At 62.4% G+C, this 21,675-nt stretch carries 31 protein-coding genes and 1 tRNA gene; 24 read left to right on the top strand and 8 right to left on the bottom strand.

Going from position 1 to position 21,675, the window contains the following annotated elements; all coding sequences use genetic code 11:
• The first annotated feature begins 18 nt into the window (after positions 1-18).
• The 11 genes from LB566_RS03265 (at position 19) to LB566_RS03215 (ending at position 7,182) form a co-directional block, all read left to right on the top strand.
• Positions 19-645: a head decoration protein gene (locus tag LB566_RS03265; RefSeq protein WP_224623086.1), complete on the top strand. Its 627-nt coding sequence runs from the start codon at positions 19-21 to the stop codon at positions 643-645.
• 107 nt (positions 646-752) lie between these two features.
• Positions 753-1,769 (top strand): major capsid protein, encoded by a 1,017-nt coding sequence (locus LB566_RS03260; protein ID WP_224623084.1) that lies wholly within the window; start codon positions 753-755, stop codon positions 1,767-1,769.
• Positions 1,770-1,843: 74 nt separating this feature from the next.
• Positions 1,844-2,359: a hypothetical protein gene (locus LB566_RS03255; RefSeq protein ID WP_224623082.1), complete on the top strand. Its 516-nt coding sequence runs from the start codon at positions 1,844-1,846 to the stop codon at positions 2,357-2,359.
• A 41-nt stretch (positions 2,360-2,400) separates the two neighbouring features.
• Positions 2,401-2,775 carry a hypothetical protein gene (locus LB566_RS03250; RefSeq protein ID WP_224623080.1) on the top strand — a complete coding sequence of 125 codons (375 nt, stop codon included), beginning with the start codon at positions 2,401-2,403 and terminating at the stop codon, positions 2,773-2,775.
• A 2-nt stretch (positions 2,776-2,777) separates the two neighbouring features.
• Positions 2,778-3,119 carry a hypothetical protein gene (locus LB566_RS03245; protein ID WP_224623078.1) on the top strand — a complete coding sequence of 114 codons (342 nt, stop codon included), beginning with the start codon at positions 2,778-2,780 and terminating at the stop codon, positions 3,117-3,119.
• A gap of 16 nt (positions 3,120-3,135) precedes the next feature.
• A complete protein-coding gene (locus tag LB566_RS03240) occupies positions 3,136-3,576 on the top strand; it encodes a hypothetical protein (protein ID WP_224623076.1) in 441 nt (146 codons plus the stop codon).
• Between the two features lie 11 nt (positions 3,577-3,587).
• Positions 3,588-4,028: a phage tail protein gene (locus LB566_RS03235; RefSeq protein ID WP_224623074.1), complete on the top strand. Its 441-nt coding sequence runs from the start codon at positions 3,588-3,590 to the stop codon at positions 4,026-4,028.
• Positions 4,028-4,375, top strand: coding sequence for a hypothetical protein (locus LB566_RS03230; protein ID WP_224623072.1), 348 nt, complete (start codon positions 4,028-4,030; stop codon positions 4,373-4,375). Before LB566_RS03235 ends, LB566_RS03230 begins: the two co-directional genes overlap by 1 nt.
• Positions 4,279-4,599 (top strand): phage tail assembly chaperone, encoded by a 321-nt coding sequence (locus LB566_RS30550; RefSeq protein ID WP_224623070.1) that lies wholly within the window; start codon positions 4,279-4,281, stop codon positions 4,597-4,599. The genes LB566_RS03230 and LB566_RS30550 overlap by 97 nt, the downstream gene beginning before the upstream one ends.
• Positions 4,586-6,574 carry a hypothetical protein gene (locus LB566_RS03220; protein WP_224623068.1) on the top strand — a complete coding sequence of 663 codons (1,989 nt, stop codon included), beginning with the start codon at positions 4,586-4,588 and terminating at the stop codon, positions 6,572-6,574. The genes LB566_RS30550 and LB566_RS03220 overlap by 14 nt, the downstream gene beginning before the upstream one ends.
• Positions 6,571-7,182, top strand: coding sequence for a hypothetical protein (locus LB566_RS03215; RefSeq protein WP_224623066.1), 612 nt, complete (start codon positions 6,571-6,573; stop codon positions 7,180-7,182). Before LB566_RS03220 ends, LB566_RS03215 begins: the two co-directional genes overlap by 4 nt.
• 63 nt (positions 7,183-7,245) lie before the next feature.
• On the opposite strand, the gene LB566_RS03210 is transcribed toward LB566_RS03215, so the two are convergent.
• Positions 7,246-7,647, bottom strand: coding sequence for a hypothetical protein (locus LB566_RS03210; RefSeq protein ID WP_224623064.1), 402 nt, complete (start codon positions 7,645-7,647; stop codon positions 7,246-7,248).
• Positions 7,648-7,770: 123 nt separating this feature from the next.
• Between LB566_RS03210 and LB566_RS03205 the strand changes: the two genes are divergently transcribed.
• From LB566_RS03205 to LB566_RS03180, 6 genes are read left to right on the top strand one after another with little or no spacing between them, the layout of a single operon-like run.
• On the top strand, positions 7,771-8,349 hold the full coding sequence (locus LB566_RS03205) for a hypothetical protein (RefSeq protein WP_224623062.1): 579 nt from the start codon (positions 7,771-7,773) through the stop codon (positions 8,347-8,349).
• Between the two features lie 23 nt (positions 8,350-8,372).
• On the top strand, positions 8,373-8,792 hold the full coding sequence (locus LB566_RS03200) for a DUF6950 family protein (protein ID WP_224623060.1): 420 nt from the start codon (positions 8,373-8,375) through the stop codon (positions 8,790-8,792).
• Positions 8,792-11,389 carry a phage tail protein gene (locus LB566_RS03195; RefSeq protein WP_224623058.1) on the top strand — a complete coding sequence of 866 codons (2,598 nt, stop codon included), beginning with the start codon at positions 8,792-8,794 and terminating at the stop codon, positions 11,387-11,389. Before LB566_RS03200 ends, LB566_RS03195 begins: the two co-directional genes overlap by 1 nt.
• On the top strand, positions 11,386-12,981 hold the full coding sequence (locus tag LB566_RS03190; RefSeq protein WP_224623056.1) for a hypothetical protein: 1,596 nt from the start codon (positions 11,386-11,388) through the stop codon (positions 12,979-12,981). Before LB566_RS03195 ends, LB566_RS03190 begins: the two co-directional genes overlap by 4 nt.
• A gap of 59 nt (positions 12,982-13,040) precedes the next feature.
• On the top strand, positions 13,041-13,268 hold the full coding sequence (locus LB566_RS03185; protein ID WP_224623054.1) for a hypothetical protein: 228 nt from the start codon (positions 13,041-13,043) through the stop codon (positions 13,266-13,268).
• Positions 13,269-13,270: 2 nt separating this feature from the next.
• The gene (locus LB566_RS03180) at positions 13,271-14,422 is read left to right on the top strand and encodes a tail fiber domain-containing protein (RefSeq protein ID WP_224623052.1); all 1,152 of its coding nucleotides are present in this window, start codon (positions 13,271-13,273) and stop codon (positions 14,420-14,422) included.
• Here the strand turns inward: LB566_RS03180 and LB566_RS03175 are convergent.
• The 4 genes from LB566_RS03175 to LB566_RS03160 form a co-directional block, all read right to left on the bottom strand.
• Positions 14,403-15,620 carry an acyltransferase family protein gene (locus tag LB566_RS03175; protein WP_224623050.1) on the bottom strand — a complete coding sequence of 406 codons (1,218 nt, stop codon included), beginning with the start codon at positions 15,618-15,620 and terminating at the stop codon, positions 14,403-14,405. The two genes, LB566_RS03180 and LB566_RS03175, sit on opposite strands and share 20 nt — an antisense overlap.
• Entirely contained in the window at positions 15,584-16,711 is a 1,128-nt protein-coding gene (locus LB566_RS03170) for an acyltransferase family protein (RefSeq protein WP_224623048.1), read from the bottom strand. The genes LB566_RS03175 and LB566_RS03170 overlap by 37 nt, the downstream gene beginning before the upstream one ends.
• A complete protein-coding gene (locus tag LB566_RS03165; RefSeq protein WP_224623046.1) occupies positions 16,705-16,971 on the bottom strand; it encodes a hypothetical protein in 267 nt (88 codons plus the stop codon). Before LB566_RS03165 ends, LB566_RS03170 begins: the two co-directional genes overlap by 7 nt.
• Positions 16,972-17,124: 153 nt before the next feature.
• Positions 17,125-17,337 carry a hypothetical protein gene (locus LB566_RS03160; RefSeq protein WP_224623044.1) on the bottom strand — a complete coding sequence of 71 codons (213 nt, stop codon included), beginning with the start codon at positions 17,335-17,337 and terminating at the stop codon, positions 17,125-17,127.
• Between the two features lie 74 nt (positions 17,338-17,411).
• Here LB566_RS03160 and LB566_RS03155 point away from each other — a divergent pair, with 74 nt between their 5' ends.
• The 5 genes from LB566_RS03155 to LB566_RS03135 all read left to right on the top strand — a co-directional run bounded on the left by LB566_RS03155 (position 17,412) and on the right by LB566_RS03135 (position 20,174).
• Entirely contained in the window at positions 17,412-18,533 is a 1,122-nt protein-coding gene (locus LB566_RS03155) for an N-acetylmuramidase domain-containing protein (RefSeq protein ID WP_224623042.1), read from the top strand.
• The gene (locus LB566_RS03150) at positions 18,533-18,928 is read left to right on the top strand and encodes a hypothetical protein (RefSeq protein ID WP_224623039.1); all 396 of its coding nucleotides are present in this window, start codon (positions 18,533-18,535) and stop codon (positions 18,926-18,928) included. The genes LB566_RS03155 and LB566_RS03150 overlap by 1 nt, the downstream gene beginning before the upstream one ends.
• Positions 18,925-19,218, top strand: a complete 294-nt coding sequence (locus LB566_RS03145) for a hypothetical protein (protein ID WP_224623038.1) — start codon at positions 18,925-18,927, stop codon at positions 19,216-19,218. Before LB566_RS03150 ends, LB566_RS03145 begins: the two co-directional genes overlap by 4 nt.
• Before the next feature lie 150 nt (positions 19,219-19,368).
• Complete coding sequence (locus tag LB566_RS03140) at positions 19,369-19,824, top strand: hypothetical protein (protein ID WP_224623035.1); 456 nt, start codon at positions 19,369-19,371, stop codon at positions 19,822-19,824.
• On the top strand, positions 19,824-20,174 hold the full coding sequence (locus LB566_RS03135) for a hypothetical protein (RefSeq protein WP_224623034.1): 351 nt from the start codon (positions 19,824-19,826) through the stop codon (positions 20,172-20,174). The genes LB566_RS03140 and LB566_RS03135 overlap by 1 nt, the downstream gene beginning before the upstream one ends.
• A gap of 74 nt (positions 20,175-20,248) precedes the next feature.
• On the opposite strand, the gene LB566_RS03130 is transcribed toward LB566_RS03135, so the two are convergent.
• Positions 20,249-20,476: a hypothetical protein gene (locus LB566_RS03130; protein WP_224623033.1), complete on the bottom strand. Its 228-nt coding sequence runs from the start codon at positions 20,474-20,476 to the stop codon at positions 20,249-20,251.
• Between the two features lie 49 nt (positions 20,477-20,525).
• Positions 20,526-20,798 carry a DUF982 domain-containing protein gene (locus LB566_RS03125; RefSeq protein ID WP_224623032.1) on the bottom strand — a complete coding sequence of 91 codons (273 nt, stop codon included), beginning with the start codon at positions 20,796-20,798 and terminating at the stop codon, positions 20,526-20,528.
• 42 nt (positions 20,799-20,840) lie between these two features.
• Here LB566_RS03125 and LB566_RS03120 point away from each other — a divergent pair, with 42 nt between their 5' ends.
• The gene (locus LB566_RS03120; protein ID WP_140732025.1) at positions 20,841-21,158 is read left to right on the top strand and encodes a hypothetical protein; all 318 of its coding nucleotides are present in this window, start codon (positions 20,841-20,843) and stop codon (positions 21,156-21,158) included.
• Between the two features lie 73 nt (positions 21,159-21,231).
• Here the strand turns inward: LB566_RS03120 and LB566_RS03115 are convergent.
• Positions 21,232-21,308 (bottom strand) — tRNA-Pro (locus LB566_RS03115).
• A gap of 198 nt (positions 21,309-21,506) precedes the next feature.
• On the opposite strand from LB566_RS03115, the gene LB566_RS03110 reads away from it, so the two are divergent.
• Positions 21,507-21,668, top strand: coding sequence for a hypothetical protein (locus LB566_RS03110; RefSeq protein WP_224623646.1), 162 nt, complete (start codon positions 21,507-21,509; stop codon positions 21,666-21,668).
• Positions 21,669-21,675 lie beyond the last annotated feature (7 nt).

Here is a 21,675-nt window from a genome sequence, read left to right as displayed (position 1 = left end):
AAAGGAAAGGAAAGTGACATGACGACCTTCACGGAAGGCCCGCGCACCGCCGAATTCCTGATCTCCGAAGCGGAACATTTCCGCTCTCGCGATGTCGGGACCATCGACGCGACGGGCGGAGCGCTCGAGGCGGGCACCGTTCTCGGCAAGGTGGCGCTCGGCGCCGCAACCGCCGCCGCCAAGGGCGGCAACACCGGCAATGCGACCATCTCGGCGGTGACCCGTGGCCCCGGCGCCAAAGTCGGCGTCTATTCGGTCGACTTCACCGCCGCGACCAAGTTCGACGTGACCGATCCCGACGGGTTCCGGATCAAGTCCGGCACGACCGGCATCGCCTATGCCGACGATCTTGGTTTCACCATCACCGCCGGCGCCACGCCGATGGTGGCCGGCGACGGCTTCAACATCACCGTCGCGGCCGGTTCGAACAAGTTCAAGCGCCACGATCCGGCCGCCGTCGACGGCAGCCAGGTCGAGGCGGCGATCCTGTTCGAAGCGATCGGCGCCGTCGAGGATGAACGCACCGTGATCTCCCGCGCGGCGGCCGTGAAGTCCTCGAAGCTGATCTACGCCGCCGGCGCCAACGACGCGCAGAAGGCCAAGACCAAGGCCGCCCTCGACGCCCGCGGCATCGTCGTCCGCTGATCCCGCGCCCGGCGCTCCGGTAGCGCCTGGCGCCCTTCATCCACATCCGGCGCGAGCCGGTTCCCAACACAACAACGCGGCATGTCGCCGCCGATGGAGAAACCGCCATGCTGTCCATGGACGCATTCAACGACAGGGCCTTCTCGATGGTCAGCCTCACGGCGGCTATCAACAAGGTTGATTATGTGCCGAGCCTGCTCGGTTCGCTCGGCATCTTTGAGGATGTTCCGGTCTACACCCGCACCATCGCGGTCGAGAAGAAGGGCCAGACGCTTACCCTGATCCCGACCTCGCCGCTGGGCGCGGCGCCCCGAGAGACCGATCGCGACGGCCGCGACATCAGGGACCTCCGCACCACGCGCCTGGCCGATTCCTTCACCATGTACGCCCACGAGATCGAAGGCATCCGCGCCTTCGGCACGGAAAGCGAATTCGAATCTCTCCAGGTCGAGTATGCGGGGCGGCTGGGCAAGGTGCGCAGCAACATGGAGCTCACGCACGAGTACCATCGCCTCGGCGCCTTGCAGGGCAAACTGCTCGACGCCGATGGCACCACCGTCATCTACAATTATTTCACCGAGTTCGGCATTGCCGAGCCCGCCGCCATCAACTTCCATCTGGATGTCGATACCACCAACGTCTGGAGCATCTGCCAGGACGTCAAGCGCTTGGTGATCCGTGCGTCGAAGGGCGCTTTCACCCTTGCCTCGCGCGTGCATGCCATCGTCGGCGATGATTTCTATGACGATCTGGTCACGCATCCCAAGGTGGCCCAGTTCTACCTGCAGTGGCAGGCGGCGCAGGCGCTTCGCGAGACCCAGGCCTTCGAGAGCTTCGAGTTCGGGGGCATCGTGTTTCACAACTATCGCGGCACCGACGACAATTCGACCGTCGCCGTCGCCGCCGGCGAGGCGAAGTTCTTCCCGGTCAACGCGCCGGGCGTCTTCGTCAAGGCGATGGCGCCGGCCGAGTTCGGCCCCTTCGTCAACACGCGCGGCCAGGATACCTACGCGATCAATGTCGTCGACAAGGATCGCCAGGCCTGGACCAAGGGCGAGCTCTATTCCTACCCGCTCTACATCTGCGCACGCCCCGACGTCCTGCAAAAGGGCGTCAACCACTAATCAGGCCGCGCGATCGATCAACAGCCGGGCGTCAACGCCCGGCTGCTGGCGATTGGAGATAAGGAAAACCAGCGATGACTGCAAAAGCCTCAATTTCGATGAACGTCTCGGGCGGACAGCAAGGCGCCGATACGTTCGGCGGCGGACCGTTCTGGAACGGCGCGATTGCGTTCGCCGCCGCGCTGGGTTCCGGTGTCGCGGCCAAGCAGATCGATGTCCTCTACATGGCGGAACGGTCGGTGGCCGCCTCGGCGAACGATGACATCGATCTCGCCGGCGTTTTGACCGATGCGCTCGGAGCTGCTGTCGCTGCCGCCGAGCTGGTCGGGATCATCGTGGTCAATGAACCCAAGGACCGCGCGACGGCGAGGAATCTCTCCAGCCTGACGCTCGGCGGCGCGACAAATCCCGTCCCGGGCTTTGCGGCGGCGATTGCCCCCATCGAACCGGGCGGCATGTTCGCCGCGTTCTCGCCTGGCGCCGCCGGCCTTGCCACGGTGACGGCGGCGACCGGCGACAAGATCCGCGTCGCCAACGGCGCCGGAGGAACGGCAAAGTACCAGATCGCCATCCTGGCAAGGTCCGCCTGACCGCCAGTATTTCTCTCCGACCTTCGATAGAGGAGCCACCCATGGACAATGCCCAAACCATCCGCGTAAAGGCCGTGAATTCCAGCAACCGCGGCAAGGTGCTGCGCACCCATGGCGGCACTGTCGAGGTGCCGTCGAACGGCTCGATCGAGGCGGACATCCTGCCGCTGACCGAGGAGCAGATCGCGACCTATCGCGATGTGCACAAGGTCGCCATCACGCCGGTTCGCGCCACGCCGCGCAAGCCCAAGGGCGGCAAGCAGCCCGACCTGCTGACTGACCGGGCGGCTCTGGAAGCCGCCGTGGCGGAGGCCAGGGAGGCGTTCGAGGCGGCGCAAAAGCACGGTGACGCCGCCGATATCGCCGAGGCTCAACAGGCCGTGGATGAGGCCGAACGCGCTCTTGCCGCCGCCTGACGATGGCGACGCGTCCATCTCTGTTCTTTGGCATGGGCGAGGCCTTCGTCTCGGCCTTCGGCGGCGATCATGAAGCCCTCATCACGGTGGCGGTCGGCGACGTCAGGCGCGTGCCCTGCATCTTCCGCGAATTCCGCTCCGGCGGCTTCGCCGAGGAGCAGGGCGCTTCGGTCGAGGGCGTCACGCATACTTTGGCGATCGACGCCGCGGCCGATCCCGGCGTTGAGCAGGAGATGCCGATCCTGGTCGTTCCGGTCGGTCTCTCGGCCGGGGAGGCCTTCATCGCCGCCGGCGTGCATCGCGATGGCCGCGCCATGACGCGCGTCCTGCTTGCCGCTGCTTGAACAAGGTACCAATCCGATGCATGTCCGCGAACAGATCGCGCAGCGCTTCGACGCGCTGCTGGCTGACATTCCCGATTTCGCCGACACGTCGGGTCCGCGCACCCGCGACATTCCGGAAGAACGGCTGCCGGCCGCGACCGTCTTTTCGGCGCGTGAAACCGCGAGTGTCGATCATCAGACGTCCGTCACCGATATCGCCTACCGGCGCCAGGTCGAGTTCCTGATCGTCATCCATCTCGCCGCAGGTGCGCTGCGCACCGCCTTCAACGCCCTCTGCGTTCCGGTCGAGGCCGCGCTTCTCGCCGATCCGCGTCAGGGCGGCCTTGCGCGCGACACCACGCTCGCCGGCAGCGAGTTCGCCATCGACCCGCAGACCGCCCGGCCGCTCGGCTTCGGCTTCGTCCGCATTCTGGTGACCTATGTCGCCAGCTCCGCCAACCCTGAAACCCCGCTCTGAAGGAGACGGCAATGGAACTCGGCAGAACACTCACCATCGCCCGCCACACCACCAACACGCCAACCGCCGCGACCGATCCGGCCGAATACGATTTCGTCTGCGGCGGCCGCAGCCGCTCGTTCGACATGAGCGCCAACCGGTTCGACCGCACCATCCCCGACCTGACCAATCCGGGCGCGCCGCTGGTCAAGGCCGAAGGCTCCGGCATCCAGAACCGCACCTTCCAGATCTCCGGTCTCCAGATCAACAACACCGCCGGCAAGGGCATGCTGGAAGACGCCCGCCAGGCGCGCGACTGGTACTACCTGATCTCAGTGCCGGGCTGGGGCGACTTCTCCGGCAAGTACAACGTCTCGATCACGCTGGCCGGCGAGCTCGAGGGCGACATGACCTATGACGCCAACTTCTCGCTGGCCGACGGGTCGACCGAAGCGTTTACGGCTGAAGTCTGATGATCAAGCTGCCCAACCCGTTGCGCGGCGAGGCTTCGCTGAAGATCGGCATTGTCGATGTCGTCGTCGGCATCGAGTTCGATCGGCTCGCCGCCTACAGCGAGGTGACCGGTATCGACGAAATGTCGTCGGTGCTGCAATCCCTGATCTCATTCAGCCCACGGCGCGCCAAGCCGGCTCTTGACTGTTTTGTCATCGACGGCGACGCAATCGCGGCCAAGGCGGCGCTCACGGCGGCAGATGCGACGGCATGGCGAAAATCCTTCACCATGGCCATTGCCGCGCATCTGGCAAAGGCCGACGCCCGTGGGAAGGAACAACCCCAGGGAAACGTGCAAAGCCCCTGACAGTCAGGGGCTTTGTTGAACTGTGGCAGCAAGTGGCCACCGGGCCGCTCGGATGGTCGCCAGCCACCTTCTGGCGCTCGACCCTGGCCGAACTCGTCATCGCCCTTGAGGGCAAATTTCCAAACAGCAAACCGCGACCCTTGACTGGCGAAGAGAGCGCGGCGCTCGAAGCGCAATTCCGCGCAAAGCAGATGAAGGGACGAAAACACCATGGCGCGTCCTGATGTCGAAGCCTTCATAACCGCCAACGCCAGTGGCTTCGAGAAAGCCATGCGCGACATCCGCCGGCTGGTCCAGCAGACGGCACGTGGCGCTTCATCGGACTTCAGTGTGTTGCAATCCACCATCGCCACCATGTCGCGCGGGGTTGTAGCCTCTCTGGCGGCGATCGGTGTCGGCTTCTCGTTGGACGGGGTGAGAAAGGCGATCAAGGAGGTTGCCGATATAGGCGATGTCGCGGACAAGGTAGGCCTGACCACGGACGCGCTTCAGGAGCTTCGTTACGCGGCCGAGAAGACCGGAGCGTCGACCGATACACTCGATCAATCCATGGCCGGTTTTGCCAAGCGGATCGCCGAGGTTGCCGCTGGTGGCGAAAATGACCTGTCGCGTGTGCTGAAGGCCAACAATGTCCAGCTCCGTGACCAGGAAGGCAATCTTCGCAAACAGACCGATATCCTCGGTGACTATGCGAACCTGATCAAGAATGCCCGCACGGAGCAGGATCAGCTCCGGCTGGCGACGATCGCTTTCGGAGACAGGGGCGGAGACTTGGTCAACACCTTTCGCGGCGGCGCCGGCGCGATCCGCGACATGAGCGACGAGGCGCACAATCTCGGACTTGTCTTGTCGACCGATATGGTGAACAGCGCCGACGAGATTGACAAGAAGTTCGACGCGCTCGCCAACACTGTCGAGGTCGGTTTGAAGGGCGCCATTATCAGGGCGGCGCAGGATCTCGAGAACTTCATCGACAAATTTCAGTCTTTCGAAAACCAGAAGTCATCGAGCCTGGATGATCAGCTTGCGTCCATCGGCAAGCAGCGCCTCGATATCGAGAACCAGATCAAGCGCTACCAGAACGGTGAACAGCCGGACGATGGTATTTTCGGAACGTCGCTCGGCCAGTCAACCGCCGATGATGCCATCCGGGACCTTCAGCGCGAAAACGAGGCGCTCGGAGCGCACGAGAAGCGCATTCTGGACGTCGTTGCCGCACGGCGGCAGGAAGCGGAGGCCCGCAAGGCACAGGCGGCGGCGACGCCGCCCGAAAAGCCGACCGTCATTCCCCCTGCGCCGAAACCCGCTACGAGCCATCACGCGACCGGCGACGACAAGGTCCAGGATGACATCCAGGCGGTCAAGGATCGCACGGCTGCCCTGTTGAACGAACAGCAGGCGCTTGGCCTGTCGTTCAAGGAGCAGCAGCAGCGCCAGGTCTCGCTCGACCTCGAGCAGCAGGCGCTGAAGGATGTTCGCGAGGAGGCCCGCCGCAAGGGCGACCAGGACTGGCAGAACGCGCAGCTGTCGCCGAAGCAGGTCGCCGACATCAATGCCGTTTCGGAAGCCTATGCCGAGCAGGCCGACCAGCTGCGCAAGGCAAGTCAGACGCAGCAGCTGCAGCGCGATGTGTTGCAGGGCGCCTTCGGCGACCTCCGCTCGGCGCTCGATGACGGCAAGCTCGACTGGCAGGATCTTGGCGATGTCGCCATCAACGCCTTGAACAAGATCGTCGACAAGATCGAGAACGATCTGATCGACGCCATCATGCAGGCTAACAGCGCCGCCGGGGGCGGCGGCGGTGGAGTGCTTGGCACCATCCTCGGCGGTATCGGCAAACTGTTCGGGGGCGGTACCGGCGGCGGCGGCATCCCCTGGTCCGAGGACATATTCAGGGCCGGCGGCGGCCCGGTCACGGCCGGCCAACCCTACATCGTCGGCGAGGAGCGTCCCGAGCTGTTCGTGCCGCGCGTCAGCGGCGTCATTGTTCCCAAGGTGCCGGACATGGACCGCTATTCCGCCGAGGCCGCAGCGCCGAGCGCTTCCGTAACCTATGCCCCGAATATCACGATCGGGCCCAATGCCCAGCCGGGCGTGGCGGAGCAGTTGCAGGAGGTGATGGCGAAAGAGCGGCGCGAGTTCACCGCCAACGTTGCCAAATCGTTGCGCGAAATGAAAATCAAGGGCATCCGCGCGTGACCATCGATCTGCCTGCGGTTCGTTTCCTGTTGACGCGGCCGGCCCTGGTCGATTCCGTGTCCGTCGACCGGGCCGGCGAGCGTTATATCGGCTTCACCGAATACGCCGATTCCTACTGGCAAATCCCGATGCGCACGAAGCCTCTCGAAGCCAGCGAACTGATGCTGGTGCAGGCCTTCGGCGCGCTGGCCAGGAAGGGAAAACTCACTGTCGTATGGCGCCCGGTCGATATCAGCCTGCCGCAAGCCTATTGGGGCAACCCGACCGCCCCGGCCTTGGCTGATGACGGCAACCTGGTCTCGGTGACGAACGGCTTCACCGTTGCGCTCGACGGCGTCGTCAACGGCCTGACCATGATGCCGGGCGATCTGTTCTCGCTTCAGAAGGATGGCTATCGCTCGCTGCACCGCGTCGTCGTCGGCGCCGTCGCCGCGGCTGGAGCGATCGGCCTCACCGTCGAGCCGGAAGTCCCCGGCTACATCACGGCCGGCGCCATCGCCAAGTTCCTGCGCCCCGAATTGAACTGCCGCGTGGTGCCTGGCTCCTTCACCATTCCCGACGATCACAAGCCGGTTGTCGCCTTCACCTTGGTCGAGGTGCCGAAATGAAGAAAGCCACGAAGATATTTCGTGTTACAATGGCGAGCCATCCGGGCGCCTATTGCGGCACGGCTATCTCCGATAGTCGCCAACCCATCGAAATTCGCTTGGTTGATCTGGTTGGTCGAGGATCAGCCTGCCGTATTGGAATAGGGACTTTCCAAGGATCGACTGAAACGGGCGCCCTTGATAGGGAAACGTCATCTCGACAGCTTGAATCTCCAGCTTCATGTCGACCCCTTCCAGAATAACATCGAGATCGTACAGCGGAGAAACACCCGATTCCCCGCCGATCCCGTGCACGATGATAGAGCTTCCATTCTTGGCAGCGCCGATCTTTCGCAGGAAGTCCATTGGTAGATGGCAGTAATCAGTGCCAGTGTCGACCATCCCCCAAACCTGGATAGCACCTGTGAGGTTTGTCGAGTTCTCATCCCGTTTAGCGCAGGCAATGCGCAGGCATGGCATCGCCATGGACCGGTCTCTCGTAACTCTACCGTGCTCATCGAACCAAACAATCTTCGCGATCCCTGACACCCGTATTCCCCCCCATTTGTCCGCGCGAGGCATAACCTATCCATTCGATTGGAGAAATCCATGACCTTCCCGACCCGATTGCAGGACCTGCTTGAGGAAGGCCGCGTCGTCATTCGCGGCATGGTCAAGTTCCAGCTCGGATCCGGCTTCCATGGCATGTGGCTTGGCAATTACGACCTGGTCTATGACGATGGCGCCGGTCCGATCACCTACAGGCCGAACCAGCTGCTGTCCGCCGAACCTCCAGAGGGCTCGCTTGGCATGGAGGCGACCGAGTTTGTCGTCTCGATGCCTGCCGCGACCGACTTCGGCGTGACGCCGGACATCCTCGCCCTCATCGAGCAGGAAGACTACAAGGGCCGGCCCTGCTGGATCTACGAGGCCTATATCGATCCGGACACCCGCGAACTGCTCTATGTCGAGCAGGAGATGGCCTTCGGCTATGTCGACTTCATCGACCATGTCCAATCGGGCGGCGAGCTTCGGCTGGAAGGCCATGTCATATCCGGTGCGGTGGACAACCATCGTGACGGCTACCGCTCGGCCAGCAATGAAGACCAGCAGCTGATCTCGGCCGGCGACCTGGGCTTCCAATACGCCACCAGTATCAAGACCGAGAAATTCGACATCACCTTCTGATCGTCACCTCTCCCGGAACCAGCATGACCACGACACCTCGTCTTCACGACTGGGATCGCCGCCTCGCGCGCGTGACCGAAAAGCACCTCGCCATGGCTGGCGAGTGGGGCGTTTCCGATTGCCTGCAAACCGCAGGTGATGCCGTCGAGGCCGTCATCGCCACCAATCCGTTCGCTGAGGTCGCCGGCAAGTACAAGACGGAGCCAGGCGCCGCCCGGATGCTGCGCAGGCGCGGCTTTGCGAATGTCGAGGAGGCGCTGGCCAGCCTGTTTGCGAAGATGCCGCGGCTGATGGCGCGCCGTGGCGATCTCGTCGTGGTGGAGCGCAACGGCGATCTGTGCGCCGGCTACATCTGCGAGTACGGCGCGGCGGTAAAGACGGAGGCCGGGCTGACCTTCGTGCCGCAGACCGAAATCCGCTCGGCTTTCCGCGTGGGTGACTGATGCCTTTCCTCGGGTCGATCGTCACCACCATTGGCGGCGTCCTTTCGGGAGCGTCGGCGTTCCTGAGTTCGGGAACGATCCTGGCCGGCGTGGCGCGCCTCGGCCTTGGCATCGCCGCGCAATATGCCGTCGGCGAACTGATCGGCCAGCCCTCGGCGCCATCGCAGGTCACGCACCTCCAGGCGCAGTATGGCGAAAACCTGCCGCGCACCGTGGTGCTGGGCAAGCGGGGACTGGCCGGCCATTTCATCTACCGGAACGCCTACGAGACCGGCAACCGCAGGGTCCAGGACGTCTATGTCCTCTCCCACTTCCGGATCAGCGGCGTCACCCGCGTTCGCTACGATGGCGCGTGGAAAACTCTCGGCGGTGCGGAAGACCCGGAAAGGGGATTCCGCATCCAGGACATCGATGCCGAAATATGGGTCAAGGTTTATACGGGCGCGCTCGACCAGGCCGCCGATCCGAACCTCATAGAGGAGAGCAACCCGCCCGGCCGCTGGACGGTTGCGCACCGGCTTGCCGGCCTAGCCTACGCCGTCGTCACCCAGCAGCTCGACCGGGAAAAACTGCCCAACCCATGGGATGCCTTCTTCGAGGTCGAAGGCGTTTGCTACGATTGGCGCCAGGACGATTCGGTCGGCGGTGACGGCGATCAGCGCTGGAGCGATCCCACGACGTGGGGACCGTCCGCCAATCCGATCATCCAGGCCTATAATCTGGAGCGCGGTTTCTACCTGGGCGATCAGCTGATTGTCGGCAAGGGCATCGCGGCGTCACGCCTGCCTCTTGCGAACTGGACGCTTGCCGCCAACATCGCCGACGAGGCCATGGCCAGCGGCCCGCGATACACCTCGGCCTATATCGCCTCGGCCGGCCAGGGCGTCACCCATGCCAACAACATGGAGCCGATCCTGGCGACGTGCGCCGGCTCCTGGTACAACGGGCCAGCTGGTGAATACCCGATCGCGGGCGCGAACCAGGCCGTCGTCGCCACCATCACCGATGCCGACTTGCTGGTCGACGAGGACGAACGGATTTCGCTGAAGCGGACGCGGTCCGAGCTCGTCAACACCATCGCCGGCACGTACTACGATCCGACCACTTTCTATGAGCCGTTGCCGCTGGCGACGCGCACCGATGCGCCCGCCTTCGCAGCCGACCGCGAACGGCTTGCGGCGTCGATCGGCTACGAGGCGGTAACCGATCCTGCCGTCGGCGACCGGCTGAACGATATCGCGCTGCGCGCCAGCCGTTATCAGGGCAATGCGGAAATCTGCCTGCGGCCGAAATTTCTCGGCCTGAAGGTCGGACAGTGGATCAGGTGGCAGAGCGACAAAGCCGGGGGTTTTGACAAGAGTTTTCAGATCCTGCGCCGCCGGCTCGGCCCGCTCGGGCCAAAGGCCTGCCGCGCCGTCTACCTGACCTTGCAGGAGGTTGGAGAAGGCATATTCGACCCGACCGCCTACACGACCCAGCCGCCCGATTCCGTGGTGCCCGGCGCACCAGACTATCAAAGCGAACTGGTCAATTTCCAGGTCAGTGGCATCGTTGGAGAGGCAACCACCGGTTCGAAGCGGGCCGCCATCCGCGCAACCTGGAATGCGCTCGAAGACATCACCATCACCTATGTCGATCTTGAATACGGCCCGATCGACGCGACCGGAATGGTGCCGACCACCACGATAAGGAAGCCGGCTACGGCCGACCAGACGAGAGAGGATTTGTACGAAGGCGTCATGTCGTCGTCGCTGTGGGCGGTGCGCTATACCTTGCGATCGTCGCCGCCGCGCACGTTCTTCCCGTCCGCGTGGTTCGAGGTCGACACGCTGGAAGCGCGTCTCGGCGACGCCGACGTCTATCTCCCGGGCTTGGTAGACGAGATCAACCAGGCAACCGCCGACCAGCTTGCGCCTCTCAACGTCAACATCCGCGACCTGATCGACGAAGCGCGGCGTGTTGCCCGCGAGGCGTCGAACCAGGACGCCGGGCAATATCTCGACCGGCAAAGTTCCTTGACGCAGGTCAAGTCGGTCTACGACCGGGTGACCGCCGATTACCAGTTGCTGGTGACGGCCGCGACCGGGCCGGGATCGGCCATCGTGCAGCGGCTGGAAACGCTCGAAGTAGCTCTGCCCGGTCTGGCCACTGTCTCGGCCCTGAATTCGATCGGCCTGGTGGCGACCGACATCAACGGCCAAATCACAGGCGTAGGCACCTCGGTCTCGGGGCTCCAGGCGACCGTTGGCAACTTCTCGGCCTCCAACCTGTTTCGCGCCTATGTGAGCGCCACTGAGGCTGGCGCACTGTCCACCATCGGTATCAGCGTGGCGGCCACTGCGGGCGGCGCGACCTCGCAGGCGGCGCTGCTCCTCTCCGCCTTGGCCGGTGGCGACAGCATGCTCGGACTGGTCGCCAGCAAGGTCTACATCACCGACGGGACAAACAAATACAATCCGTTCGTGTTCACGGCCGGCGTCGCCTATCTCGAAAATATCGTCGTGGGCACGCTCAAGTTCAATCAGCTCTCTTCCAACAACAGCAAGCTTGTCATTCGCGGCTCGGGCACGCTTGCCGATATCTCGGTGTTCGTATGAAGCGCGTCTATTGGGGAAACGTCGCCGGCGTCGGTCCGGTCCTCAAGGGCTTCTACAGCGATGCCGACGATCCGCTGACGACGCCCGACACCGCCACAGGGAAGTTCTTCTTCAATTCCAATATCCAGACCATCGGCTACATTCTGGACATTGTGGCGGTCAGCCCTGACTTCGTCACGTATCCGGCAGCGGGCGGTTCGGGGCTTAACCCCAACCGCTACTATCTGCCGGCCGGTACCGACGAAGACAATTGCCAAATCAGGATTTCCAGTTGGATGAACGACGGAAATTCCTTCCAGGTGTTCGCCTATTACCAGTCCTGGTTCACGGCGACCTATGGCCTCTCTTACCTGCCTCTCGTCGAATACCGCTTGGCGCTCGACTACGTGACCAACAAGTTCCGCGGCCCGTATCTGGATCTGCGGCAGGGACAGGCCACCGGCCAGGGTAAGATCTTTTCCTGGTCCGGCGCCATATCGCAAATGTTTATCGATCTTGACTCCGGCTACGACAGCGGGGCCGGCGCCAATCGTGCCAGCGTCAAAGTGGGTGCGCTCACATCGTCCGGGGCGGCGCCGCCGACTTCCCGAGCCCTCATGTCCGTCTATGCGCTCCCTGCGGAGGCGGACGCGATTCCGAACTTTGCCGGAAACGCAGTTTCGGGCCAGGAGCCCATCCGCATAAGCCCGTCGATGTTCCGGATTGCTCTTCCTGGCTATACGGTCGCCGACACAAATCTCGACCATTACATCGTGCATGAGAACAAGGTACCGGCGAAAATCATGCGGTCCGGGTCTGTCACCGTGCCGGCGCTCGGCACCGTGAACATCACGACACGCCTGCCGATGACCGATACGACCTACATGGACTTTCTCTGCAAGAAATCGAGCGAGGCCACCTACTGGAACCCTCCCTTCATCGACAGCTTCAACTCGCACGCCAACGACTTCACCTACACCATCTCGGGATCGACGCTGACCATCGTCAGCACCTGCGATGTGTCGATCGACATCCTCTATGTGATCTACGCCGATTCAGGCGATGCCTATACGACAGGCGGCAGCAAGGTCACGGTGAGAGCTTCTGATGCCGTGGGCGAATACTATCAGATAAAGCGGCCGGGCTCTTCCGATGCCGCGCCGGGGCTGAATGACATCCTGTTCGACACCAGGCTGTCGTATCTGCCGATCCTCAAGGAGGGGTTTCTTAATTTCCCTGGCGATTTTCCGACGGACATTTCCGGCGGCAGCGACCGGTTCAAGGGCGTGCGCAAGGCGACGGTCACGGTTCCAAACCCGCAAGGCTTGGCGCTCTTTCCCAAATGCGGGTCGGTCTATAATGCGCCTGCGCCTCAAGATTACGACGAACCTCGCGTGATGTGGCAGCACCATTCGATCTTCGTCAATGTGGGATCCGATTCCGGCAAGTCGGCAGGTGGGTCGACATGGATCAACCCGACGAGCCCGACGAGCGTCGACATCTACACGTCGGGCAACCAGCCCTGGGCGGTCGCCAATGGTTCCTATAGCTCCTACAACGCCCAGCTGAAGGGCGTTCGCTACTATATCTTCGGCGTCCCCAACAGCCTCTGACCACTACCCTTTACCATCTTCGCCCTGCATCAGCGGGGTTTCCAGTCATGGAGAACAGCATGTCCGATCCCAACCAGGTGCAGATCCACCCGCTCGCCGCGCTGTCGGAAGCGACGTTCGATTGCGAGGTGCATCGAAACCGGCGCCTCATGCTCGCCGGCGACATCCATACCTTGACCCAGATGGTTGCGGAGCGCGACGCGAGGATCAAGGAGCTTGAGGCCGAATTGGGCGAGTATCGAATCCGCGGCGATGGTGGCGCCGACGGGCAGCGGGAGGCCAAATAATCATGGCCACTCCCCTCTACGCCGTCGGCACAGCCACGCTGACTGCGGGGCAGACTGCCATGGTCGGCCAGACCACGCTCTGGCTCGGCAACGTTCGGCCCTACGATATGGTCATCGGCCAGGACGGCAGCGTCAATCTGGTCTTGACCGTCAACAGCAACACGAGCATCACGCTGCTCTTCCCGTGGGCCGGCGCGACGCAGACCGCTCAGCCTTATCGCATCCTCTACACCGCCGACGATCCGTTCACGCAGACCTTGGTGCGGCAGGTGATGCAGACCTTGGCGGCCAGCGCCCTGGTCGCACTTGGCGGGCTGGTGCCGACGGCACGGCAGGGCGTCTATTTCGACGCGGTGGCGAATGCAGCGTTGTTCAGCCTCACAGACTTTGCCCGAACGCTGCTGGACGATGCCGACGCAGCGACCGCGAGAACCACACTCGGTGCGCAAGCTGCGTTGGGGTATACGCCGGTCAATAAGGCCGGAGACAGTGGCGTCGGCACAACAAGTTTCACGAACATTGTCAATGTAGGTTTCTTCAGCGCGACTGGTGTCTCTGCCGGATTTAACATTGCCGGCAGCAGCGGGCGCTTGAACGTTTCGACCAATTCGCCAACAACGCAGGGCCTCATCGGCTTCTACAACCCGAATGGAAACGTTGGCTTTATCGCCACGACCGGATCAGCCACGAGCTATAGCACCTCTTCGGATTACCGACTGAAGACCGATATCGAGCCTTTAGTGGAGTTCACTCTTTCCGGCGACCAATTCGATTTGGTGCCCGATGCGCTTTTGCGCGTGCTGGCGCTGCGTCCTGTTCGACACAAGTGGTTGGCTGATCCCAATGGACCATCTACGCACGGTTTTGTCGCCCATGAGGCGCAAATCGTCGTGCCTCATGCCGTGGTGGGCGAAAAAGACGCCGAAGTTGATATCGGAAACATTGTCACTCCCGACAAGACCATCATCACTGATGCAACCGAAGATGAAGTGACTGAAGGTTCGGCGTGGACAAAGACCGGAACTCGACCTCTATATCAAGGCATCGATCCTTCGAAGATCGTCGCTGATCTCACTGCCGGTCTTCAAGCGTTGACAGTTCTTGTGTTGGAGCAACAAGCGCAGATTGCGGCCCTCACCCCGCAATCGGAGTAATCGCTAAAGGGGTTTCCAGAAGACGCTCTGGAGCAGATTGGGCCGATGTACCATGGGGGCGCGCCTTCCACATCTTTCTCAGGAAGCGCTCGGTCGGCTTCTCGAACAGCAAATGCAGGGCGATGGCCAAAGCAATGGCTATCGTTCCTGTTATCGCCAGGATCTGCAAGGCGCCCCAATTATCGATCACTTGGTTGGTGCCATACGTGTCGAATTGCCATTGCAGGTACCGTGCGATCACCATCTGGTGAACCATATACAGGGCGAAAGATGCATTGCCGAGCAGCACAAGGGGCGGCCACGACAGGGCGCGAGAGATGGATCCGGTTCCATGCGCGAAGACGAAAATAGCCAGTGCCATCGACGGCACGTAATAGAGATCTAGTCCAAGCTGACCTGCGACCATCGGGGCGAGAAACACACATAGACCGATGCCAGCAATGGAGGCGATTTCGGCCGCCGTCACAGCGTAGGCAGGTATCGCCCATCGGTGCGAGACGAAAGCCCGGTATACAATCATCCCGGCAAGGAAATCAGCCAGCCGCATGACGGGGTTCACGTAGAACAGCCACAGGCCAACCGTCCCGTCAGGCTGTGGAGTTTGCAGTTGGATGAACACGACGGCGACTATCGCTGTCAGGATGAAAACCAGAACGCGCGTCGGCAGCCCGACCAGCAGGCAAAAGCTGAGATAAAAGAACATCTCGACTGAGATTGACCACGATACCCCATTGAATGAAAAGTACGTGAACACGTCGGTTGACCATGCATGAAGAAGCGACAGGTTGGCTAGGAGCCTGATAAGGTAGACGGCTTGCCCATCCCAGGGGTGAAACATCACAATTGATGCTGCCAGTGTCAGCCAGTGCAAGGGGAATAGCCTCGCGGCGCGGCAGTACAGGAAATAGGAAAAGGCTGCTCTGCCTTCTCGCTGCCGGGCACTGAAGCTGTAGCAGATGATGAAGCCCGACAGGATGTAGAAGAACTGAACGCCGGATAGCCCCTCATGGAAAACGGAGTAAAGTGCTCGAACATCCGGGTCGGAGCTGGTCTGCATGAACTGCATGTGATGCAGAAGCACCGCGAACGCTGCGAAAAATCTCAGCGAAGTTAGGCTGTCGATATGTCGCATCAGTCTCCCCGGTGCCAACTGCGGCTGTTCTATTCGGCGGGCGCTACTTTGCTCATTCGCAGCCATGGTGCCATCCAGAACGTCGCCACTTTGTTGCCCATCCAGATCGACGGTTTCTCAACCCATCGATACGACGCCATTGCGATCGGGATGGTCAGCAAGACAACCACAACGGACAGGGGTAGGCCGACTTCAAGCGGATGGGAGACAGCCCAAGGCCATGCCTTGAACGGACCGTCAATGATCTGCATCACGAATACTGCGTAGAGGTAGAAGCTGTAGCTGATTTCCCCGAGGAAGAGGGAGATCGGGCGTTCGAGGAATTCACCAAAACGCCCGGCCTTGCCATAGTAGATGGAGGTCACCAGAGCGGCCGCGGCAATGCGATGAACCCAGAAAGCCGAGCCGACATCCTCGATCATATGCCGGGCAAAGAACATCACCGCCAGCGAGGGTATCCACGCATATTTCGGCAGCAGATAGGCCGCGAACTCGCCAACCCTGGTAGGGATCAGCATCCCCAGGGCAAAGCATGTCCACACAAGTCTGATGTTCACAGGCGGCGCCGCCGGGTAGACATGGACGAAGGCGGCCGAGATCGCGATGATCGCCAGGACGAACCCGGCTTCCTTGAAATACCGGAATGCGAAGAACGCGACCAGGATCAAGGGCGCGGCTAGCATCTCGATATTCAAGGTCCACGTCGCGCCGTTTACCTTGAAGTCGTAGAGGAAGATGTTCTTCACCAGATCATCGACCGAAATCGGCCTCGCGATGAGATTGAACGCCGTCCAGCACGCCAGGAGACACAGCAGCAGCGGCGGATAGATACGAAAGAAGCGGCGGACGAGGAACTGCCACGCCACGACCGGAAATGGGCCATCGCCGCCGCTGCGCATCAGGCTTTTCACCAAAACCGCGCCGCTGAGAACGAAAAAGATAACGACAGGCGTTTCTCCGTTCAAAAGCGCGAAGACGAGCTTTGTCAGGCGCCCGTAAAAATCCGGGATCTTCCAGTATACCGTCCACTCGATGCGCTGGACCTGGGAGTAGTCGAGCGCCGTGATGGTGTGAAAGAAAGCCACGGAGATGGCGGCATAGCCACGAAGGCCATCTAGCTGGCGGTTGCGGTTACCCGCTGCTGTCGAGGCTACCAAATCACCGAATCCATATCGTCCCAGGCCTCATGGGCGGTCATCGGTCTGAACACCCAATGCGTGCCGGTCCAGCGCTTCATTTTCTGCCCGCCGGATACGCTGATCCATCTGCCGTCACGATTGGAAAGGTAGGCCCATCGCGCGACGACGACCAACAGAAACCCTATCCAGGCCAGTGGTCGGAAATCCATCGGGATGATTCTCCTGGCCTTGATGCAGCGCTTGTCAGAAAAACGACTGCGCGCCGAGCGTGAATGCATGGTGTCATCGAGCGAGGCCGCACCCCACTGGTTCGGTTGGTCACTACCCCGCTTTGAGATTGGCCGCAATGCTTAAGTTGCTCTTGTGCAGCACTTGCCATGCCCGCCAACGCGCCTGAGCGGCGCGCGAACACAAAAGCACACAGATAAGTTCTAGACTCCGGCCCGAAACCAGTTCGTCCGACCGCTGACGAACTCCGTCACGCGGACCCATTCCCCTGATGTCGGCTCCCGGTCTAGTCCGGATTTGACCGGACCAAGCGTTTCCGCCGCTTCGACCATACTGCCAGCCTGAACGTCGATGCGCGTCACGGCTTTGCCGTCACGCATCGTCTCGACCGTGTACCTGACCTTGATATCCCCCATCGGCCCCTCCCGGCGCCGACCATAGTCAAAATTCGAAACCGAACAACTGCCCGCGAGGGTGGAAAGGACTTGCTATGTTCGATGGATCGACCATCGCCGCGATCGGCGATCTCGCCGCACAACTGAAATGCTCACCTTTCGCGCTACAGGCCGTTGCCGAAGTCGAGAGCGCCGGCCAGGTCTTTGCCCTGGTCAAAGGCCAGCATGAGCCGCTGGTGCGCTGGGAAGGCCACTATTTCGACGAGCGGCTGTCGGCTGCCGATCGAGCGGCGGCGCGCGCCCAGGGGCTCGCCAGTCCCAAGCCCGGCGGCGTGAAGAACCCCAAATCGCAAGCCGACCGCTGGGCGCTGATCGCCCGCGCGGCCAGCATCGATCGGCAGGCGGCGCTGGAATCGTTTTCGATCGGCCTCGGCCAGGTGATGACGGCGCACTGGAAGAAGCTCGGCTTTGACAGCGTCGACGACCTGATCAGGCTGGCCCGCCGCGACGCAGCCGGGCAGATCGATCTGATGGCGCGTTTCATCGATAAGTTCGGGCTGGACGACGAGCTGCAGCGGCTCGACTTCACCGGGTTTGCCCGCGGCTATAACGGCAGCGGCTTCCGCAAGATGGGCTACCACCTGAAAATGGCGGCGGCCTACCAGCGGCTCAGCGGGGCGGCGCCGGTCTCGGCCGCCACGGGTATGCTGCGCATGGGCTCGACCGGCGCCAGAGTAAGGGACCTGCAGACTCTGCTGCTGCGCGCCGGCTACGCGGTCAAGGTCGACGGCGACTATGGTCCCTCGACGCGTGATGCGGTGAAGGATTTCCAACGCGCGCAGAAGATCACCGCCGACGGTGTGGCCGGCCCCGAGACCTTCCGGCGCCTCGAGGCGTGGAAACAGAGCCCGGCCGAACAGCCTGGCCAGCAGCTTGTCAGCCAGGTGCCGGAGGTCAAGGACGCGACCAAGGCCGGCGGCCTGATGGTGCTTGTCGTGGCGGCGCGCGACCAGATCGCCGAAACTGCGGGTTACCTCACCGGTATCGAAGCAGACACGGCGCAGACGGTCGCCAACATCCTGCTCGCCGGATCCGGAGCGATCGGCCTTGGCCTTGCCGCCTATGCCATCTTCGGCTGGCTGAAGAGCCGCAAGACCGACGAGGGCGACATCGAGACGGTGGGCGATGCCGCCGCTCTCGATCCGGTGCTTGCGTGATGCGGACGCTGCACCTCGGCGCCGCCGTCGTGGCGCTGCACGAGAATGGCCTGACGGTGACGCACCTGATGGACGGCAAGGAAATCCCGGCCGTCCCGCAGGATACCGAAGACTATCGCGCCCGTGCCCGCGAGCTCGGCTATGGCGGCGACACGGCGGCCATGAGCCGCGATCATGAAATCGGCCATTCCGTGCTGGCCTGCCTTCTCGGCCTGCCCGAAAGCCCGACGCTGCGCGGTGTAGCCGACGAAAGATTCTGGCGGCACTGGCGCGCGGAGGAGGCCGCCGTGCTCGCATTCCAGGCTTATGCCCGGATTGTCGGTGTCGACATGGTGGAAATTGCCGATCGTCTTGAGAGAGCGGCTCGCGCAAGCTTGGTGGGGGAGCGCGCATGACCTGGCTCATCACCCTTGTTGCGCGCCTGCTCGGCGTCTCGCCGGCCGTCGCCAGCATCATCGCCATCGTAGCCGCTCTGGCGGCCGTCTCCGGCACGCTCTGGGGCGGCTACGAGCTCATCAAGCATTGGGGCGCGCAGGAAGTGCGCGACCAGATCCGACAGGAGAACCAGGATGCGATCAACAAAGGCATTGAGGCCAGCCGGTCTTTTGACGACTGCATTGCTGCTGGCGGGGTGTGGGACTTCCGGCGTCAGCGGTGTTCCCGCGCTACGCTCGGCCCTCGGTAGCAGCCTCGCCGGTGCGCAGGGCAAGACGGTCGAGGATCAGAACAAGATCGACCGGACGATGGCTCCGGGATGCGCCGTGAAGCTTTACACGCCGGCTGAGTGCGACCGGCACACCAGGGCCAGCGCTGCGCGCCGGGCAGAGCTGAAGGCATGATCATCCTGCGAATAGCCGGCGGCATCCGCCAGCACTTCGGCATGCGCGTCACGGAATGGATCATGACCGCAGCGCTGTTCGGCTGGTCGGCGGTGCTCGCCGCCGATCCCTCGACCTTCTCTTCGGCGCGGTCGTTCACGGTGATAGCGAGCTACGGCAGTGAGGCGACCTGGGCGAACATATGTCTGTTCGCCGGCCTGCTTCGCCTGGGCGCGCTGACGGTGAACGGCACCTTCCGCCAATTCCGGTTCTCGCCGCATCTGCGGGCGGGCGCCTCGATCGCGTCCTGCGTGTTCTGGGGGCAGATCGCCCTTGGTGTTCTCATGGCCTGGCTGACCGTCGGCGGTGCTGGCGGCGACGGCGTGATCGCCTATTCGACTTTCATGGCGATCGAGATGTGGAACCTCTTTCGAGCATGGGCTGATGTCGGTGCTGGCCATCGGAGGCATTGATGATCTTCGGCATTCCGGCGGAGCAGCTCGTGCCCATCGCCAACTTTATCGGCCTCGGCCTCCTTGGCGTGCTTGCCGCCTTCGGCCTGGGCTATGGGCGCAAGAACGCGACGCCGGCCGAGCGCCAGGTGGAAGTTGCCGGCGCACTTGTCGACAACTCCGCGGTCAAGGAACTGGCGGAGGCGATCGAGGCCTACACGAAAGAACTGATCGAAGGGCGCGCAGACGATGAAAAGCAGCGCGCGGCCCTGTACCGGCTGATCGAGGTCGGCAACCGCTTCGTCGACGAGGTCGGTGACCTGCGCCGCGACGTCGGCGATCTCGCCAAGGAGATCGCGCGCGCGAAGTGATCCGCGCCGTTTATGTTACTGCATAACAAAATCGCCCGCCTCGGTTCGCCGGGGCGGGGTTTTTGCGTTTCAGGCTATGCCTTGATGCTCGGCGCCGGGGGCTTCGCAGTCGTCTGTAACTGCAATCTCTCGACCGTGGCGACAATTGCGGCGGCGATCGCCTCGGCCTCGCCCATCAATGTCGGGCTATAGAGCCCGTTGACCATCTCTTCGCTGGGCAGCACGCCGGGCGGACAGTGCTCCTCGATCGTGCGCCTGATCAGCGTCAGCGCGGCCTCGGCGTCCTTGATATCGATCTTCATCCAAACCATTCCCGCATTCAGGCCGGCTTGGTTTCGCCGGGGCGGGCTTTCATTGGCCGCGCAACATGCCGCAAGCCTTCGCTGCGGTCAGAAACGCTTGCCTGGCGGCCTCTGGCGTCCTGGTACCTTCCTTGGCCGCTATGCAGGCTTTGACCGCCGTCTGCCATTGGGCGTTGCGCTTGTGCCATGTCAGCAGCTCCTCCGCCGCGGCATCGACACTGTTCACCTCGCGCGTCACGCCGACGCGCTTCGTCTTGACGGGAACAGGCGGTGAAAACCACAACATCGGCATGGCATATGTGACGGCGCTAAAATTCGTCAAGGACGCCTTGACGAAACAGGAAAATGTTCCTTTTCTGTTCTCATGCCAGAGACCTATGCGCCAAAGCGGAAAGACTACCCGCTATCGAACCTCAACGACGGCCTGCGCCTGGTGCGCGTGCGCTGCGGTTACTGCAAGCGCCAGCACTGCTACTATCCGGATGACCTGATCCGCATCTTCGGCGATGTCGACGTCGACTCACTCAGCTGGCGCATGCGATGCGAGAACGATCCTGCCCACGGCCATCCGCATGTCGAAGCCTTCGCCCCAACTGGCAGGGAAGCCGTAGGCCTGGTGATCCGCCGCTTGAAGGCGCTCAAGATCCAGACGGTTCCAGTGTGGAAGGAGGAGCGGCGGTGATGCCGCGACGCCAATCTGTGGGGAAATCTGTGGGGTGCCGGGAGCAACAAACACGCGAAGTGCTTTGTTTTTCTGGTCGGAGTGGCAGGATTTGAACCTGCGACCCCCTCGTCCCGAACGAGGTGCGCTACCAGGCTGCGCTACACTCCGTGACCAGACCGCGGGCTTATAGCCGCCGCATCTGGTTCCTGCAAGCGTCAATGGCAGCACTTCTGTCGCATTTCGCCAGCTTTCTTCGCGAGCCTGTTTCAGCGCCTCGAATAAACGTCGCTTAAGGCTTCCGTGTTAGGGGCACCGTCGGCGACCGTTTGCGCGATTTGTGTTTTCAGCCGCTCGGAGATTGCAGTCTTGACCCTCAGGGTCGTTGGCGAAGCACGGCCCAACAGTTTCGGATTGCCGGAGCTTGTCGTGGTGGTGGAGAGCCCGGTATCGTCGCAGCGGCGCCGGCAGATGTTCGACGCTGTGCTGCGCCGCAGTCCGGAAGTCGGCGCCTGCAACCAAACCTTTTGACAAGGGC

The organism is Mesorhizobium sp. CA13 (genome assembly GCF_020165235.1).
Classification (GTDB): domain Bacteria; phylum Pseudomonadota; class Alphaproteobacteria; order Rhizobiales; family Rhizobiaceae; genus Mesorhizobium.
Note: the sequence above shows the minus strand (reverse complement) of the source record. Positions and strands in the feature narration are given on the sequence as shown.